Annotated in this window: 12 protein-coding genes; 2 read left to right on the top strand and 10 right to left on the bottom strand. The window is 62.6% G+C overall.

What is annotated here, in order from left to right; all coding sequences use genetic code 11:
• Nucleotides 1-45 precede the first annotated feature (45 nt).
• The 6 genes from HB676_RS26490 to HB676_RS26515 all read right to left on the bottom strand — a co-directional run bounded on the left by HB676_RS26490 (nucleotide 46) and on the right by HB676_RS26515 (nucleotide 8,237).
• Complete coding sequence (locus HB676_RS26490; protein WP_213741425.1) at nucleotides 46-921, bottom strand: putative capsular polysaccharide synthesis family protein; 876 nt, start codon at nucleotides 919-921, stop codon at nucleotides 46-48.
• 19 nt (nucleotides 922-940) lie between these two features.
• On the bottom strand, nucleotides 941-1,768 hold the full coding sequence (locus tag HB676_RS26495; protein WP_213741426.1) for an efflux RND transporter periplasmic adaptor subunit: 828 nt from the start codon (nucleotides 1,766-1,768) through the stop codon (nucleotides 941-943).
• A 4-nt stretch (nucleotides 1,769-1,772) separates the two neighbouring features.
• On the bottom strand, nucleotides 1,773-3,785 hold the full coding sequence (locus tag HB676_RS26500) for a preprotein translocase subunit SecA (RefSeq protein ID WP_213741427.1): 2,013 nt from the start codon (nucleotides 3,783-3,785) through the stop codon (nucleotides 1,773-1,775).
• A complete protein-coding gene (locus HB676_RS26505) occupies nucleotides 3,778-5,925 on the bottom strand; it encodes a PqqD family peptide modification chaperone (protein WP_213741428.1) in 2,148 nt (715 codons plus the stop codon). Before HB676_RS26505 ends, HB676_RS26500 begins: the two co-directional genes overlap by 8 nt.
• A 9-nt stretch (nucleotides 5,926-5,934) precedes the next feature.
• On the bottom strand, nucleotides 5,935-7,827 hold the full coding sequence (locus HB676_RS26510; protein ID WP_213741429.1) for an efflux RND transporter periplasmic adaptor subunit: 1,893 nt from the start codon (nucleotides 7,825-7,827) through the stop codon (nucleotides 5,935-5,937).
• Nucleotides 7,828-7,907: 80 nt separating this feature from the next.
• The gene (locus HB676_RS26515; protein WP_346347428.1) at nucleotides 7,908-8,237 is read right to left on the bottom strand and encodes a DUF3467 domain-containing protein; all 330 of its coding nucleotides are present in this window, start codon (nucleotides 8,235-8,237) and stop codon (nucleotides 7,908-7,910) included.
• A 376-nt stretch (nucleotides 8,238-8,613) separates the two neighbouring features.
• Here HB676_RS26515 and HB676_RS26520 point away from each other — a divergent pair, with 376 nt between their 5' ends.
• Both HB676_RS26520 and HB676_RS26525 read left to right on the top strand, forming a co-directional pair.
• Nucleotides 8,614-10,011 carry an ATP-binding protein gene (locus HB676_RS26520; protein WP_213741430.1) on the top strand — a complete coding sequence of 466 codons (1,398 nt, stop codon included), beginning with the start codon at nucleotides 8,614-8,616 and terminating at the stop codon, nucleotides 10,009-10,011.
• Between the two features lie 97 nt (nucleotides 10,012-10,108).
• Nucleotides 10,109-11,287: an MFS transporter gene (locus HB676_RS26525; protein ID WP_213741431.1), complete on the top strand. Its 1,179-nt coding sequence runs from the start codon at nucleotides 10,109-10,111 to the stop codon at nucleotides 11,285-11,287.
• 12 nt (nucleotides 11,288-11,299) lie between these two features.
• On the opposite strand, the gene HB676_RS26530 is transcribed toward HB676_RS26525, so the two are convergent.
• The 4 genes from HB676_RS26530 to HB676_RS26545 are packed head-to-tail and all read right to left on the bottom strand — an operon-like array spanning nucleotide 11,300 to nucleotide 14,832.
• Nucleotides 11,300-12,034, bottom strand: coding sequence for a GntR family transcriptional regulator (locus HB676_RS26530; RefSeq protein WP_213741432.1), 735 nt, complete (start codon nucleotides 12,032-12,034; stop codon nucleotides 11,300-11,302).
• Nucleotides 12,031-12,861, bottom strand: coding sequence for an ABC transporter permease (locus HB676_RS26535; protein ID WP_249780492.1), 831 nt, complete (start codon nucleotides 12,859-12,861; stop codon nucleotides 12,031-12,033). Before HB676_RS26535 ends, HB676_RS26530 begins: the two co-directional genes overlap by 4 nt.
• Nucleotides 12,861-13,751: an ABC transporter ATP-binding protein gene (locus HB676_RS26540; RefSeq protein WP_213741434.1), complete on the bottom strand. Its 891-nt coding sequence runs from the start codon at nucleotides 13,749-13,751 to the stop codon at nucleotides 12,861-12,863. Before HB676_RS26540 ends, HB676_RS26535 begins: the two co-directional genes overlap by 1 nt.
• On the bottom strand, nucleotides 13,741-14,832 hold the full coding sequence (locus HB676_RS26545) for an ABC transporter substrate-binding protein (RefSeq protein WP_213741435.1): 1,092 nt from the start codon (nucleotides 14,830-14,832) through the stop codon (nucleotides 13,741-13,743). The genes HB676_RS26540 and HB676_RS26545 overlap by 11 nt, the downstream gene beginning before the upstream one ends.
• Between the last annotated feature and the right edge of the window lie 129 nt (nucleotides 14,833-14,961).

The raw sequence follows: 14,961 nt of genomic DNA on the forward strand, positions 1-14,961 counted from the left end.
GAGGCGGGAAGCCGTCAAGGATCGCCGCGTTTCAATCGACGAGCTTCAGCCGATCCATCTCGATCGCATGGCTTCGCGTTCGGCGTCGCTGTAGAAATGACGCACATACGGCCCGCTGCAAAGGTGGTCGACAAAACCGGCGGGAAATTTGATGGTGGCGAGCACGTCCCTGTACAGATCGCCGTAATTCTTCTGGGTTCCGATATTCTCGCGCGTCAGTTTCAGGCCCGGACGCTTTGAATAGGCGGCGATGGCGCGTTCGCCATGGATCGGCAGATCTTCAAACCTGAAGATCAGGACATTGCCGGCGACCTGGAAGCCGCTGTTGACCTTGCCGGCCAGAATATCCACCGGAAAAAACGGCCTGAACTCCTCGTCGAACCAGTGCACGTAATTGCGCACGAACCAGCAGAACATGATGCGGTCGCAATTGTCCTCGGTCAATTCGCGTGTGAGGTCTGCGATCGTTCGGTCTGACTTGGCCATATAGAACTCAACGCCGTCGCGAATATTGCGCGAGATATTGTCGGCATTGAATTCCAGCTTCCTGCGCTCCAATGCGGCCTCGATGATGGGTAGGCCTTGAAAAAAATGCGACAGGATTTGATCGACCGGCGCGCGGATCGCGGTAATCACCTTGATCAGGGATGCGTATTCGTGGTCCTGCAAGGCACTGCGGGCGCGGCGGATATTGAGCCGGTTCTGTACATAGAAATTCCACTGCGACGATCCCGTGGGCGAGACTTGCTCCATGCGATCGAAGAAAGCTTCCGTCCCGGCGGTCGCCCAGTGATAGTGGCGGCAGTAGATATTGACCTTCTCAAGAGAGCGCTTCACCGCCGACGAGCCGACCTTGCCCATGGTGTAGATCAGGTTGAAGTCGTCGAGGTCGGAGCGATGAAGGAAGAAGGGCGCGGGCATGCCGGGTTGGTCTTTCCGATCAGCGGTCGGCGCCGGAGGCCGGCTCGTTCGGGAAATCGAACGTCACCTTGCAGCGCTGGCCGCCCGGCAGCGTATTGCCGGGGTTCGGCAGCGTCAGCCGGACACCGAAGGTGCCGCTGGCCGGATCGAAGACGTGATCGACCACTGAAATACTGGCGCTATAGGTATTCTCGATCGGCGGGGCCGGCTGCACACTGCCTTCCATGCCGACGCGAACCTGCTTGTAATAGACCACCGGCAGGAACACCTCGACATAGAGCGGGTCGAGCCGCGACACCGTGACGACATAGCCTTCCTGATTGACGAACTCGCCGGCCGACAGTTTCTTTTCGGTGACGATGCCGTCGATGGTGCTGTGGATGGTGCGCTGGTCCAGCGTGGCCTGCGATCGTTCCAGTTCCAGTTGCGAAAGCTGGCGGTCCTGCTGTTCGCGCAGCAGTTCCTGCTCCGCGACGCGAGCCTCGGCCTGCAGCTCCTCATATTTGTCCTGGGTGACGACCAATCCCCGCGGGGCGCCGAAACGCTCTACGCGTGATTGCGCCAGCTTCAGGCGCTCTTCCTGTGCGTTGATTTTGGCGGTGCTTTCGGCGCGAAAGCGATTGAGCCGGACCGCCGCGGTCTCGATGCTGGATTCCAGCGCGGCCACCGGTTGTCCGCGCGTGACGATGTCGCCGCGGTTGACCTTGACCTCGGCGAGCACACCCGTAATGGGGCTGCCGAGTTTGACCACCTCCGAGGGATCGATCACGCAGTCAAAGGACGGCGGGGCGGCCATCGCCGCCGCGGGGGCCATCACGATGGCGAGTGCGGTGAGAACGTGTTTCATCCGATTATTCTGTGTTGCCGGAAAAGGCCAAAGCATGATCGAGAACCTCGTCACTTCTTAAAAGACCGCGGCGCATCCGGGCATGGAGGCGTTCGGCCTTGCGTTGGGCGCGGCGCATGATCCAGCGCGCGAAGCTTTGGCCATACAGGCCGTAACCAAACCGGATCCATTTCTTCTCGGATCGCGACAGCGTTTCGTCGAGCAGGGCATCCTGCAGCGACAGAATCGGGATGAAGGTGCCGGGCTCGCCCTGGCGCGAGCAGCGTCCCGCCAACTGGCGATCGACGCGCCGCGCGTCATGCGCTTCCAGCATGATGACGTGAAGGCCGCCATTGGCGACGGCCTCTTTCGAAAGCCTGATGTCCGTGCCGCGTCCGGCCATATTGGTCGCAACCGTAATGCGGCCCGGCTCGCCGGCGGCGGCGATGATCTCGGCCTCCGCCTTGTCCTGCGCGGCGTTGAGCACGACATGCGACAGGCCCGCTGTGCTGAGATGCCGGCTTGCCAGTTCGGAGGTCGCCACAGAACGCGTGCCGATCAGAACCGGCACGCCACGGCTTGAGAATTCGCGGGCTTTCGCCACCATCAACGGCCATTTGGAGTCAAGATTGCGCGCCACGATGGCAGGGACGTTGCTGCGGCGGGATGGCCGGTTCAGCGGAATCTGCGCAATCGCTAAACGATACACGCACCACAATTCCGCGCCGACCTCCCGGGCGGTGCCACTCAGTCCCGACAGCCGGCGATACCGGCGGAAGAAGCGCTGATACGTCATCCGCGCCAGGGTCACGCGGGTGCCGGACATCGCGCAGCCTTCCTTCAGCTCGATCATCTGATGCAGGCCGTCGGTCCAGAACCGGTCTGCCATGATGCGGCCGGTATATTCATCGACGATCTGAACTTTATCATCGCGCACGATGTAGTGTTCGTCGCGGTGCATCAGATGCAGCGCCGTCAACGCCTGGACGATGAGTTCCTCGCGGTGGACACGGTTGCGCCACGCGCCGCCGAGTCGATCCGCTAGATCCTTCAACTGGCTGACTGCGCTCGAGGTCAAGGCGATGCTGCGGTCGTCGCCCCAGATCGTGTAATCGCGCCCCGGCAGCAGCGCGCGGGCGTTTTCGAGCGCCTGGCGATACAGCTCAGCCTGTCCTTCGGATGTAGCCTCCTGCGACAGGATCAATGGCGTGCGGGCTTCGTCGACCAGGACGCTATCGGCTTCGTCGACGATCGCGAAATGAAGCCCGCGCAGCACCACACCGGATGTTGCATCGTGCGATCCGGTCAGCGCGCCGATCTTGAAGCGCAGATGACCGCGCCGGCGGCCGAGCGCGAGAATGTCGCGCAGATAATCGAATGCCAGTTCCTTGTTGGTGCAATAGGTGACGTCATTGGCATAGGCGACGCGCCGCTCGTCGCGCTTCATGCCTTCCACCACGCAGCCCGTGGTGACGCCGAAGAAATGATAGAGCGGGCCGAGTTCTTCCGCGTCGCGCTGCGCCAGGTAGTCGTTCACCGTGACGATATGCACGGGCATGCCGCAGAACGCCGCGGTGATTGCCGCCAGCGTCACCGTGAGGGTTTTGCCTTCGCCGGTGTTCATCTCCGCGATCATGCCGCGCAGCAAGGCGTAGCCGCCGATCAGTTGAACGTCGTAATGGGGTTTGCCGAGGATGCGTCCCGCGGCCTCGCGAATGAGGGCGAAGCTCAACGCGACATCGGCTGTCCGCGGCTTGGTATGGCGGCGCAGATCGAGCCGGACCTCGCGGGCGAGGGCGCGCAATGCATCGTCATCCATTGCCTGCAGACGGTCGCGATGCGCACCGACTTGCACGGCAATGCGGCCTAAATTCCGCGCGCGCAACCGTGCGAACGGTGTCAGTATTCGCGCCTGCAGATCGACCATGATCCGGTCGATGGCTTTCTCGCGCGGCGGGGTGCGCTCCGCAAAGAAGATCGCGCGCGGCAAGGCGGCTTGCGGAATCCCCAGCCGTTCGGACATTGAGGCGTCAGACATTGAGCTGCCTCAGGAATAACTGGCGCACCGCGCGGCCGATCCGAAAGGCAATCGGTTCGGGCGCGTGCTGAAACCGGACATAGACACGCCCGCCGAGCCGCGACTTGTCGATGCCGCCGGGAACGCGCAGGTCGAATTGAAACAGGGTTTCGAGCGGCTTCGGGTGCTCGGTTTTCGATGGGTCCATCAGCACCGGCCCCCCGCCGACCGTGCTCAGCGCCATATGCGGGATTTCCGCCGTAGCCGAGGGAACCTCGCGCAGGATGGTGGCCGGCAGCGAATGGCCGAGATCGTCGGCGGCACGGATGTCGATTTTCAGCACGTTGCGGCGCACCGGATCGATATCGTTTTGCGGAACCACCACGCGCACGATGGGATCGTCGTCGCCGATGACGTAGCCGACGATGTCGCCCTTGTGCAGATAACGCCCGGGCAGGTCGGCTTCATCGGTGACGAGGAATTGCCCGGCCTTGGATGCTTTCAGATCGAGATCGGCGAGATGGCGCCGGCTGAGCTCAAGCTGTCCTTCGGTGAGCCGGACCTGTTCGCGCAGCACGTTGGCCTGGACAATGTCATGTGGGATGGCGGCCTCTAGCCGGAAATGCAGCTCATTGAGATGTTTTTCGATCACCGCGGTGCTTTGCACCAGCACGCCATCCTCGCCTGCGACCAGCGTCGTGCCGGAATCGACGAAGCTTCCGCTCGCGACCGGAACCGAAGCGACGAACCCGTCCGTCAGCGCCCGCACCGCGGCCTGGTCACCGACCCAGACCACGCCCTGTTCGATGGTGTTGAACGGCAGCGGGATCGCCAGCAGCAGCAGAAGGGCAGCGCCTGATGTCACCGAGGAGACGATGATTGCGCGGCGGCGTCGGCGGAACAGCAGTGGGTTCCCGGCGACGAACTTAATCGCCTTGATAACAGGCCACACCGTGGTGCTCGCCACTGAAGCGATCGCCAGCGCAATGCCGACAAAGAATAATTTGCTCGCCACATAGAGCGCGATCGTCAACAGGATCGACAGGCGATAGATCGCGGCTGAGAGCGCATAGATCGTGAACCAGCGCCCTTCGCCGGGGGCGGTCGCGGGCGACGAGATGCCGCCGATGCCGAAGGCGTAGCGCTGCACCAGATAGATCACATATTTATTGGCGCGCGCGGCGAGGTTGGGGATTTCCAGGATGTCGGACAGCACATAATAGCCGTCGAATTTCAGCAGCGGATTGCCGTTGAACAGCAGGGTCGATACGCCGCCGATCAGGATCACGTTGAAGGCGAAGGCGCGCACCAGTCCGGGCTCGGCGGAGATCCATACGAACAGCGCGATCGACGCCAGTGCCGCTTCCACCATGATGCCTGCCGCGCCCACCACGGCCCGGTTCCACTTGTTGCGGTACGCCGCCGAGGCCGATGCATCGACATAGGGCACCGGCACAAAGATCAGCAGCATCACGCCGATCTCGTGGACATGGCCGCCCCAGACCTTAGTGGCATAGGCATGGCCGAGTTCGTGAAACGCCTTGACCAGCGGATAGGCCAGCAGCATCAGCGTGACGTTCTGCGTGGTCAGCAACTGGTCGCTGACATTGCCCGACAACGCCGCGGCATTCATCGTGCCCATCACGATGCCGATCGTGACCAGAACGATCCAGCCGATAAAACCCGCAGTCGTGAACAGCGGTCGCACCAAAGGCAGCGTCGCATCCAGAAACCGGTTCGGATCGAGCAGCGGAAACCGCAGCGCCAGCGGATTGCGGATCTTCGTCATCAGAGCGCGCCGCGAATGGGTGTCGGCGCGCTCGTTCAATTCTTCGATGTTGGGCGGAAGCTTGCTGAGCAACAGATCGGCGCTGTGAAGCTGCGCCAACAGGCGGATGATTTCCTCTTGCGTGGGCTGCTCTTCGCCGAGCGTCTCACCGACGCGCGTCCAGATGTCGTTGACGGTGCGCCGTCCATCCATCAGGCACAGCACGAGATGCGCCGCCGGCGACAGCCGGTGGAAATGGCCGGTCTGGTGATCCTGCAGCAGGTACCAGACCCCGCCGCGAAACCTCTGGCGGTGAATTTCGGTATGCGCCCGCAGCCGAGGCCGCAGATCGACAACGCGGTACCAGGAGGGGCTATAGAGTCCGCTGGACATTGGCGCTCCCTAGCTGAACCAGCGCCAGAGCGTCAGCCGGGCCCAGTCGAGGAACGATCGGGCCCAGATCCAGACCATCCGCCGCCGATCGATGTCGATCTTGGCGACGCCGTGCATGCCCGGACGCAGCGCCAGCGCCGCGGTTTCGAGCTGCCCCTCGACACGGAAAGTGTTGTGTCCGTCATGGGCCTTGGACACTGGCGTGATCTTGGTGACCGCCAGCGCGAATTCCTCTCCCGGCAGCGACGACACCACCAGCAGGCCCTTCTGGCCGATCGCGATATCGCCGATCTGGGTTTCATCGACATCGAGCACGACGCGATAGCTGTCGAGCGGCGCGATCTGGAACATTTCCTGGCCGCGTTGCAGCGAGGCGCCGATCGACTGGGTGAGGTCGCCGCTGATAACGAGGCCATCGAACGGCGCGACGAGACTGGCCCGCGTCAATTGTTCGTCGACGAGACGGATCTGCGCCTCGGCCTGCTCGACTTGCGTCGTGGAGATCTGCTGCTCGGAGCGATTGCGTTCGCCCATCGCTTTTTCGAATTCGAGTTTGCGGCGCTGGCGCTCGGTCAGCCATTTCAGGCGCTCGAGCAGCAGGTCGCGGTCGTCGAGACGGGCCAGCAACTGGCCGGACTTGACGGTATCGCCGGCGCGCACCGGCGCTTCCAGCACGAAACCATTGAAGGGTGCGACCACCGAGCGCTGGATCTGGCCCTCGATCAGGGCTTCGGTGGTGACACGATAAAGCCCGTGCCAGAAATAGCCGCCGGCAGTGGCGGCCAACAGCAGCAATACGGTCAGCTTGCGCTTGGCGTAACCCGGGCCGAGCAGATGTTCGAACTGGCTCCATAGCGACTCGGCGGCCTTGACGATCAGCCAGCGGTCGTTGCGGCGTTTTTCTTCGAGGATCGGCGCGGCCGTGGCGGCGACGCAATCCAGCACCGTGATGGTGTCGGCATCGAATCCGTTGGGGTGTTCGAACGTGATCGCGCCGATGAAGCGGTCCTTGATGAACATCGGAATCGTGAGCAGCGATGCCGCGCCGCCGCTTTGCGCCAGCTCCGCATGCGCGCGCGTCACGTTCAATTCGTCTGATGCTGCCGGGTAACGGATCAGCGCATGCTGATCCAGCGCTTCGTCCATCGCGCCCCCGACGAGACGAACCAGATTCATCTCCCGGCCGAACTGCGCGCTATGGGAAATCGCCACCACCTTGGCGTGGCCGCCCCGCACCATCCCGACGCTGACGCGTTCGCAGCCGAACCGGACCGCGAGTTCCGTCACCAGCGAACGGCATGCGGTGTCGAAACCTTCCTGCTCGAGCGTCACCGACAGGATATCCAGCGCGCTTTGCGACTGGCGCGCCTGACGCGACGTATCGAGGCGGCCTTGCCGCAGCAGATATTCGCGCAGGCCCGCGGCACCCCATTGCAACTGCCGCATCGCGGCGCGCGTCTGTGGTTCGCTGACGTTTTTCAACTCGACCGCGGCGATCCCGCGGATGTCGTCACCGATGAGGATCGGAAAAGCGAGGCTGGCGGTCAGGCCGGCATGTGCTTCCGCGGTCGATTCGGTCGAGACGGGATCGTAGCGCACGACGCCACGGCGTTGCGCTGCGGCAGGTTGAATGACGCTTGAAAGCGATGTGAAATCCCAGCTTTGCGGCCAGATCGCGACCGGCGTGGCTTGAGCATCCTGCACGGCGACGACAACGCCGCCCGTGACATTGCCGATCAGGCCGCATTGCAGTGCAAGCCAGATCTGGCTGAAGGCGGGAAAATCCGTGGCCTCTCCGAGTTGCTTCCAGAGCGCGGGCTCCAGCAGTTGAACGCGGTCGCCATCTTGAGACGATGCGGCATCGCCCGATGTCGATGCCGCATTCAGTCCGGTCAGTCTCATGAAAATCTATCCGCCAGGTTGGCCGATAACCAGGTCCCGTCGCGGTTGCCGGTCGAACCCCCGTTCGACAGGCGCTTTGCCTATCGGCCTTCGACCCGCAGTTCGCCGTGGCGGGTTTCGTAACCCTCCAGCACGCCGCCGAGCGCCAGCCAAAGCCGCTTGGCGGCATGGGGGCTCAGGATGATGCGGTTGTTGAGCTCGACCTGAACGCGACGATCGCTCGGAACATTCCAGGTCTGGTTGGTGCCGAAAAACAGGTCGACCTGTTCCAGCGTGCTCTGGATATTGACCACATTGGCAAAGTGGGTGGCCATCTTGGAATCGTCCCAGTTGACGGCCGACAGGACGCTGGCGTCGGTGGCTTCTTTCGGGTGCGACTTGTCGATGATTTCCGCGGTATTTGCCGTCACGATGGTTACTCCCCCTGCACAATAGAACGGGCGCCCGCCTGGGCAGCCGGGCGCCCCGTTTCCACCGCAATACAACGTAAATCCATGACGGGCTGATGAAACGGCGGGCGCAATATGACAGGAGCGGCGGGCGTGGCGAGCGGCGTTCTGATCCGGGCCCGCATCGGCGAAAATATTCCGTAGCAGCGGTCATGTTGCGGAGCGATACGGACGGGTGCCCGGTGGGGCCGGGGCATCTTGCATCCCGGCCATCTGGCAGGGATAGTGGAGGAGATACCTGATTTTTGACCGTCGCGGGGGGCGTCAACCGTGAAATGCTACTTAGTGCCGGGGCCGGTTTATCGCGCCCGGTTCGTGTGAAGAAAACGCCATAAAAATGCGTCAAGCACAATTCCTGCGCTCCAACACCTTCTATTGGGCCCTGGTGGTGGCCGCGGTATTTGCGGTGTTCGTCACCGGACTTTTCGGAATCATCTACTGGCGGATTGGCGACTATCTGATCACACGAGGTAACCGGGTGGTCGCCGCGCAGCTTGAGGGCATTGCCTCGCTTCCACCCGAACGGCGGCGCGATGCCGTCGACGAGCGGCTTAAACAGGACCTTCGGGGGGTGCAACTCGCGGCGATATTTAGCGCCGACGGCCGCCTGATCACCGGTAATCTTGAAAGCCTGCCGTCACATTTGCAAATCGACGCTCAAGCGCAAGGCGCCGACATCATCAGGACAGATCGGGGTTTTCGGGAACCCCAGACGGTCCGGGCGATCGCCTGGCGCATGGAAAACGGCGACGTGCTGGTGCTCGGGCGAAATATCGACGAGGCCACCGAGATGGCCCATGTTGTCGGACAGGCGCTGGCGTGGGGGCTGATCCCGGCCTTTTTCCTTTGCTTGCTGGCCGGGGCCTGGCTGAGCCTTGGCGCACAGAGGCGGGTGGCAGAGATCAATCAGCGGGTTCAGCGCATCATCGCCGGCGACCTGCATGAGCGATTCCCGCATCGTGACGTCGGCGATCCCTTCTCGAAACTCGTCGTGATCGTCAACGGCATGCTGGATGAAATGGAGAAGATGATTCACGCGCTCGCCGGCGTCGGCAATGACATTGCCCACGATTTGCGAACCCCGCTGACGCGCGTGCGGCTGACGCTGGAGCGGGGGCGCGCCAACGCCAGCACGCTGGAGCAGTTCCATGCGGTTTCAGACAAGGCTATCGCGGGTATCGACAAGTCGTTGACGATCATAACCGCGCTGCTGCGGCTTGCGGAAATCGAAAACAACGAGCGGTCCGCGCGCTTCGGCACCGTCGTGCTGAACGATATGCTGCGTGCGGTATCGGATATTTACGAGCCGATCGCCGAAAGCAAGAACATCACGCTGCGCATCGAGCCGTCGCAGAATCTGACGGTGCGTGGCGACCGCGATCTGTTGATCGAAGCCGTCGCCAATCTGGTCGACAACGCCATCAAGTTCACGCCCGAAGGCGGAATGGTGAATATCGCGTTGTTGCGCGGTAACGGCGAAACCATCATGCGGGTGGCCGATACCGGCTGCGGGATCGACGAAAATGAGCGCGTCGCCGTGCAGCGGCGTTTCTATCGCTCCGACAAGGTGAGAAATACGCCGGGACTGGGCCTCGGACTCAATCTCGTGACCGCGATCGTCAAGTTGCACGGTTTCAGATTGTCGATCCTCTCCGGACCCGGCTGCCGGGTGGAGATCATTTGTCCTGATAGAGGTGAGCTGGACGTCACGCCGCAATTGGCCGGTGTCAGCTAGCCGGAGCGCTCATTGGCTGGGCAGCGTTCTACGCCTGAGATAGCATTCACATCTGACCGGACCTGGAAGCCGGGTGGGGTGGTGGGGAGCCTGACAGGTGACGCAGCGCTGGAATGTTTTGATTCTGCTGTTCGTCGTGCGCCTGAGCATGGCGTTCCAGTTTCAGTCGGTGGCGTCGATGTCACCGGCCCTGATGAAGCAATATGGCGTCGGCCTTGGCGACATCGGATTCCTGATCAGTCTTTATCTCGCGCCGGGCCTCGCCTTTGCGTTGCCGGGTGGCGAGATCGGACGCCGCTTCGGCGACAAGCGCGTGGTGCTGTTCGGTCTCGTGCTGATGATCGCGGGCGGTCTTGCGATGGCGTTCGCGCCGACCTGGGGATGGCAGATCGCTGGCCGCATCGTCGCGGGCATTGGCGGTGTGCTGCTCAACGTGCTGATGTCGAAAATGGTGACGGACTGGTTCGCCGGCAAGGAAATCGCCACCGCGATGGCGATCTTTGTCAATTCCTGGCCCGCGGGGATCGCGTTGTGCCTGTTTGTGCTGCCGGCGCTTGCCGCCGCACAGGGCATCACCAGCGCCTTGTTGCTGACAGCCACATTCTGCGCGCTCGGATTGGTCCTGCTTGCAACATTGTATCGGCCGCCTGCCCAGATGGCGCCAGCCACTCAATCCGCTCCGGCAGCTCCAGCTTCCTGGCCGCATCCGTCCGTGATCCGGCCGGTGGTTGCGGCGGGGATCATGTGGGGCCTTTTCAATGCCGCCATCGGCATGGTGTTCGGCTTCGGAATCACCATGCTGGTCGAGCGCGGCTGGACGCTCGCCGCGGCGGGTTCGGCGACGAGTCTGGTGCTGTGGCTTGTCAGCGCATCGGTTCCCTTGGGCGGCTTTCTAGCCGACAGAACCGGCAAGCCCATCGCGATCATGCTGGCGGGCTTTGCACTGTTTGCGATCGCGCTTTTAGCGGCGAACCGCACCGATGCGGTGATCCCGGCCTTTGTCGCGCTGGGCCTTGTCGGCGGTCTGTCGGCCGGTCCGATCATGAGCCTGCCCGCGCGCATCCTCACCCCGCCATTGCGGGCGGTTGGAATGGGAATCTACTTCACGCTGTTTTATTTATTCGTCGTTTCCGCGCCCATTGTCGCGGGCATCCTCTCGAGCCGGGCCGGGACGGCCGCGGTGGCCTTCGACTTCGGGGCCCTCATGCTGGTGCTGTGTTTTCCGGCGTATTGGGCTTTCAAGCGGTTCGCCGCGCGCGTGACGCCTGCGGTTTGATGCTCGGCCCGTTCAGGCCAACTCGGCCAGCAGGTTTTGATCGCCGGATACCCGCAGGAAATGCAGCAGGTCTGAGAGGCCTTCACCCAATAGCGTGACATGCGAACGCATCACGAGGCTCGCCTGCATCGGCTCGCCGCGGAAGATCGCGATCATGATCTGCTCATGTTCGGGGATCGAGGATTCCATCCGGCCGGGCTGATAGGTGATGGTGCGGCGATAGGGCGAGATCTTCACGGTCAGCCGCCGCAATTCGTCCTGCAGAATCCGGTTGTGGCTGGCCGTCGAGATCGTTTCGTGAAATTCGAGATTGGCTTCGTAGAACCCATCGACATCGCCGGCTTGCGCGGCGGCGGCGCAGGCGTGATGCGCGGCTTCAAGGCGGGTTCGCTGCTCGGGCCGGATGCGGCGGGCGGCCTGAGCCGAAGCCAGCGCCTCCATCTCGGCCGCGACGCTGAAGGCATCAAGCAGATCGGCGATCGATAGCTGCGCCACCTGCAGTCCCTGCCGCCCGCGCGACACCACGAGGCCGCTGGCGGCCAGCCGTTGCAGCGCCTCGCGCACCGGGGTGCGCGACACGCCATATTGTTCGGCCAGTTGACGCTCGTCGAGACGGTCGCCGGGCTTGCGCTGGCCTTTGAGGATTTCAACTTCCAGACGGTGAACCACGCCGGCCGAAAGCGATTCAGGCTCTTCGGTTGAATTCGTTGCCCGCGCGACGGCGGGGGCGCCTGCGATGGTCTTCATGAATTGTCCGCCGAGTAAAACCGGTTCGCTATGGATTCACCGAGTGCGACGAGTCCGTAAAGCAACAGGCCGCAGATACAAAGCACCACGATCGCCGCCATCGATATCTCGGTGTCGGCGCGTGCAGTGGCAAAGATGATGAGATAGCCGAGTCCCGCCTGTGCGGTGATGAACTCGCCGATGATGACGCCGATAATGGCCAGCGTAATCGCGATCTTCATGCCGCTGAAAATATGCGGCAGCGCCGCCGGAAAGCGCACACTGGTGAAGATCTGCCACTCGCTTGCGGTCAGCGCCCGGCACAGCCGCAGCATGCCCTTGTCGACATTGGCAAAGCCCGCCGTGGTCGCGATCACGACTGGAAAGAACGCGATGAAGACCGAGAACGCGATCCGCGATTGCGAGCCGATCCCGAGCCAGATGATGAACAAGGGCGCCAGCGCGATCTTCGGGATCAACTGAAAGAACACCAGATTGGGATAGAGCGCTTCGCGCGCGATCTGCGAATAGGTGATGATGATCGCCAGCGCGATCCCAAGCAATGTCGCCAGCACAAAGGAGGCTGCGGATTCCAGCGTCGTCGGCACCGCATGCATCAGCAGGATGTCATAACGCTCGATGATGTATCTGGTGATCGAGACCGGCGAGGGCAGGATCACCGGCGGGATGTGGCCGAGCGTGACTGCGAGCTGCCAGCCCACGAGCACGATGGCGGCCAATCCCAGCGGCAACACGATGCCGCGCACATTGGCACCGCCGCTTTCTTTTGGTGGCGTGGGTGTGGCGATGATCGCGCCGGTTTCGGTGCCGATGCCTGTCGTTGCCATCACTCAATCTTTCCAGCGAAAGTTCCAGATGCCGCGCTTCGAACGGCAAGCGGGTTTTGATGGGCTTCCTCGATGGTGAGACGCAGTTTGCGGCAGACCAGCGCGAATTCGGGCGTCTCCTCAATTTCAAAGCGCCGCGGCCGTGGAAACGGCATGGTCATGTCGAGCGCGATGGTGGAGGGGCGGCCGCCCATCACGACCACACGGTCGGACAGGAACGCGGCTTCACGGATCGAGTGGGTCACGAAGATCACGGTCTTCTTGTAGGTTTCCAGAATTTCCGACAGCGCGACGTTCATCTGGTCGCGCGTGATGGCGTCGAGCGCGCTGAACGGCTCGTCCATCAGCAGAATATCCGGATCATGGATCAGCGACCGGCAGATCGCGACGCGCTGGCGCATGCCGCCCGACAGCTCCGACGGCTTCTTGTGCTCGAAGCCTGAGAGCCCGACCATGTTCAGAAGCTCAAGCGCACGCGGGCGATAGGCTTCGACCGGCAATTTGAGAATGCGGATCGGAAACAGTACGTTGTCGAGCGCGCTCTTCCATGGCAGCAATGTTGCATCCTGGAAGATGACGCCGATATCGCGGCGCGGCTTTTTGACTTCAGCGCCGCCTAACAATATCGATCCGCCGGTCGGCTGTTCGAGCCCGGCGATCATCATCAACAGTGTACTCTTGCCGCAGCCGCTTGGACCGAGCAGCGAGACGAATTCGCCGCGCGCGACGTCGAGCGACGCCGACGCCACCGCCTGCACCGGCGCCTGCCGCGTGAAATAGGTCTTCTCGACGGCGCGCACGGACACCAGCGGCGCTGATGGCGCCGCGCCGGCGTTGATGGCGGGTATCGAATTGGTCAATGGTAGCGGCAGGGTCAAATCAACTGACATATTTGCGGAAGACGGCGGCGCCCTTTTCGGCGGCGGCCAGCTCATCGGCGCTCAGCGTGACATTACCGACGAAGCGGTTGGTGAACAGCGCGCCGACATCGGGTTTGGTCGCGCCGTCGCCCGCCGCATATTTCACCACCAGGTCGGCCATGGTCGCGACCTTGGCGGGATCGGCGTAACCGAAGCCATGTTCCTTCACTTCGGGCACGAGGTTGGTGAGGTTGGTCAGTCCGAGGCCGATGCGGGCGTATTCCTTGCCGGTCGAAGAGATCGCGACTTCGCTGTTGGCTTTCAGGAAAATATCGAGCGCTTCGTCGAAGTTCGTCATGGTGAAGCGGATGGCTTCCAGCGCGCCGGCGACAAAGGCGCCGCACAGCGCGGGATCCTTTTCCAGCCGCTGCGGCTGGGTGGTCAGCGACTGGCCGTAGAATTCGATCCCGGCATCACGGAACAGCATGAAGCGAACATCCGTGCCGAGCGGCGACAGCGAGGGGATCGTGCTGGTGGCAAAGGCGGAGACAGCATCGACCTGCTTTTCCATCAGCGAGCGCTCGCGCACCTTGCCGTCGATCTGCACGACCTGCACTTTGCTGAGATCGAAGCCGGCCTTCTCCGCATAGAGCGGCAGGAACGGATATTCGCCCGAACTGACGCTGGCGCCGAGCTTCTTGCCTTCAAGGTCCTTCGGCGTCTTGATCGGGGAGGCCGCGAGCAGGCCGATGCCCATCAGCGCGTCGTAATTGATCTGGCCGATGCAGGTGATCGGCAGTTTCTTGGCGGCCTGCACGATGACAGTCGGTGTCGCGGCCATGCCGAAATCGAAGGTACCGGCGCTGACCGCCTGTGCCGCCGCGCCTGACCCCGAGCCGCGCGCGACGCTGACGTCGAGACCGGCCTTCTTCCAGAAACCCTTGTCGCGCGCGACATAGGCGAACAGATTGGGGCCTTCGGGAATCCAGGAGGTCGTGAAGCTGACTTTTGCCGCGCCTTGCGAGATGGCGGGGGTGGCGAGTGGCAGGCCAGCGGCGCCCAAGCCGGCGATGCCCATGCCCTTCAACACGCCACGACGTGAAACGCGCATCGATCTTCTCCCTCTTTTCCCCCGCAGCGACGGCGGACCGGACTGCATGACCGCCAGCATCATATCGATCGCCTCCCGGCGCAAGCGCCATTATGCCAGAATACCATTTCTGCATAGAATATCGGCCAA

Origin of the sequence: Bradyrhizobium sp. dw_411, assembly GCF_018449695.1 — a bacterium.
In the GTDB taxonomy this organism is placed as follows: Bacteria; Pseudomonadota; Alphaproteobacteria; order Rhizobiales; family Xanthobacteraceae; genus Bradyrhizobium.

Coding starts and splice junctions, on each gene's coding strand:
- HB676_RS26490 (WP_213741425.1), bottom strand. CDS start 921: ATGCCCGCGCCCTTCTTCCTTCATCGCTCCGACCTCGACGACTTCAAC.
- HB676_RS26495 (WP_213741426.1), bottom strand. CDS start 1,768: ATGAAACACGTTCTCACCGCACTCGCCATCGTGATGGCCCCCGCGGCG.
- HB676_RS26500 (WP_213741427.1), bottom strand. CDS start 3,785: ATGTCTGACGCCTCAATGTCCGAACGGCTGGGGATTCCGCAAGCCGCC.
- HB676_RS26505 (WP_213741428.1), bottom strand. CDS start 5,925: ATGTCCAGCGGACTCTATAGCCCCTCCTGGTACCGCGTTGTCGATCTG.
- HB676_RS26510 (WP_213741429.1), bottom strand. CDS start 7,827: ATGAGACTGACCGGACTGAATGCGGCATCGACATCGGGCGATGCCGCA.
- HB676_RS26520 (WP_213741430.1), top strand. CDS start 8,614: ATGCGTCAAGCACAATTCCTGCGCTCCAACACCTTCTATTGGGCCCTG.
- HB676_RS26530 (WP_213741432.1), bottom strand. CDS start 12,034: ATGAAGACCATCGCAGGCGCCCCCGCCGTCGCGCGGGCAACGAATTCA.
- HB676_RS26535 (WP_249780492.1), bottom strand. CDS start 12,861: ATGGCAACGACAGGCATCGGCACCGAAACCGGCGCGATCATCGCCACA.
- HB676_RS26540 (WP_213741434.1), bottom strand. CDS start 13,751: ATGTCAGTTGATTTGACCCTGCCGCTACCATTGACCAATTCGATACCC.
- HB676_RS26545 (WP_213741435.1), bottom strand. CDS start 14,832: ATGCGCGTTTCACGTCGTGGCGTGTTGAAGGGCATGGGCATCGCCGGC.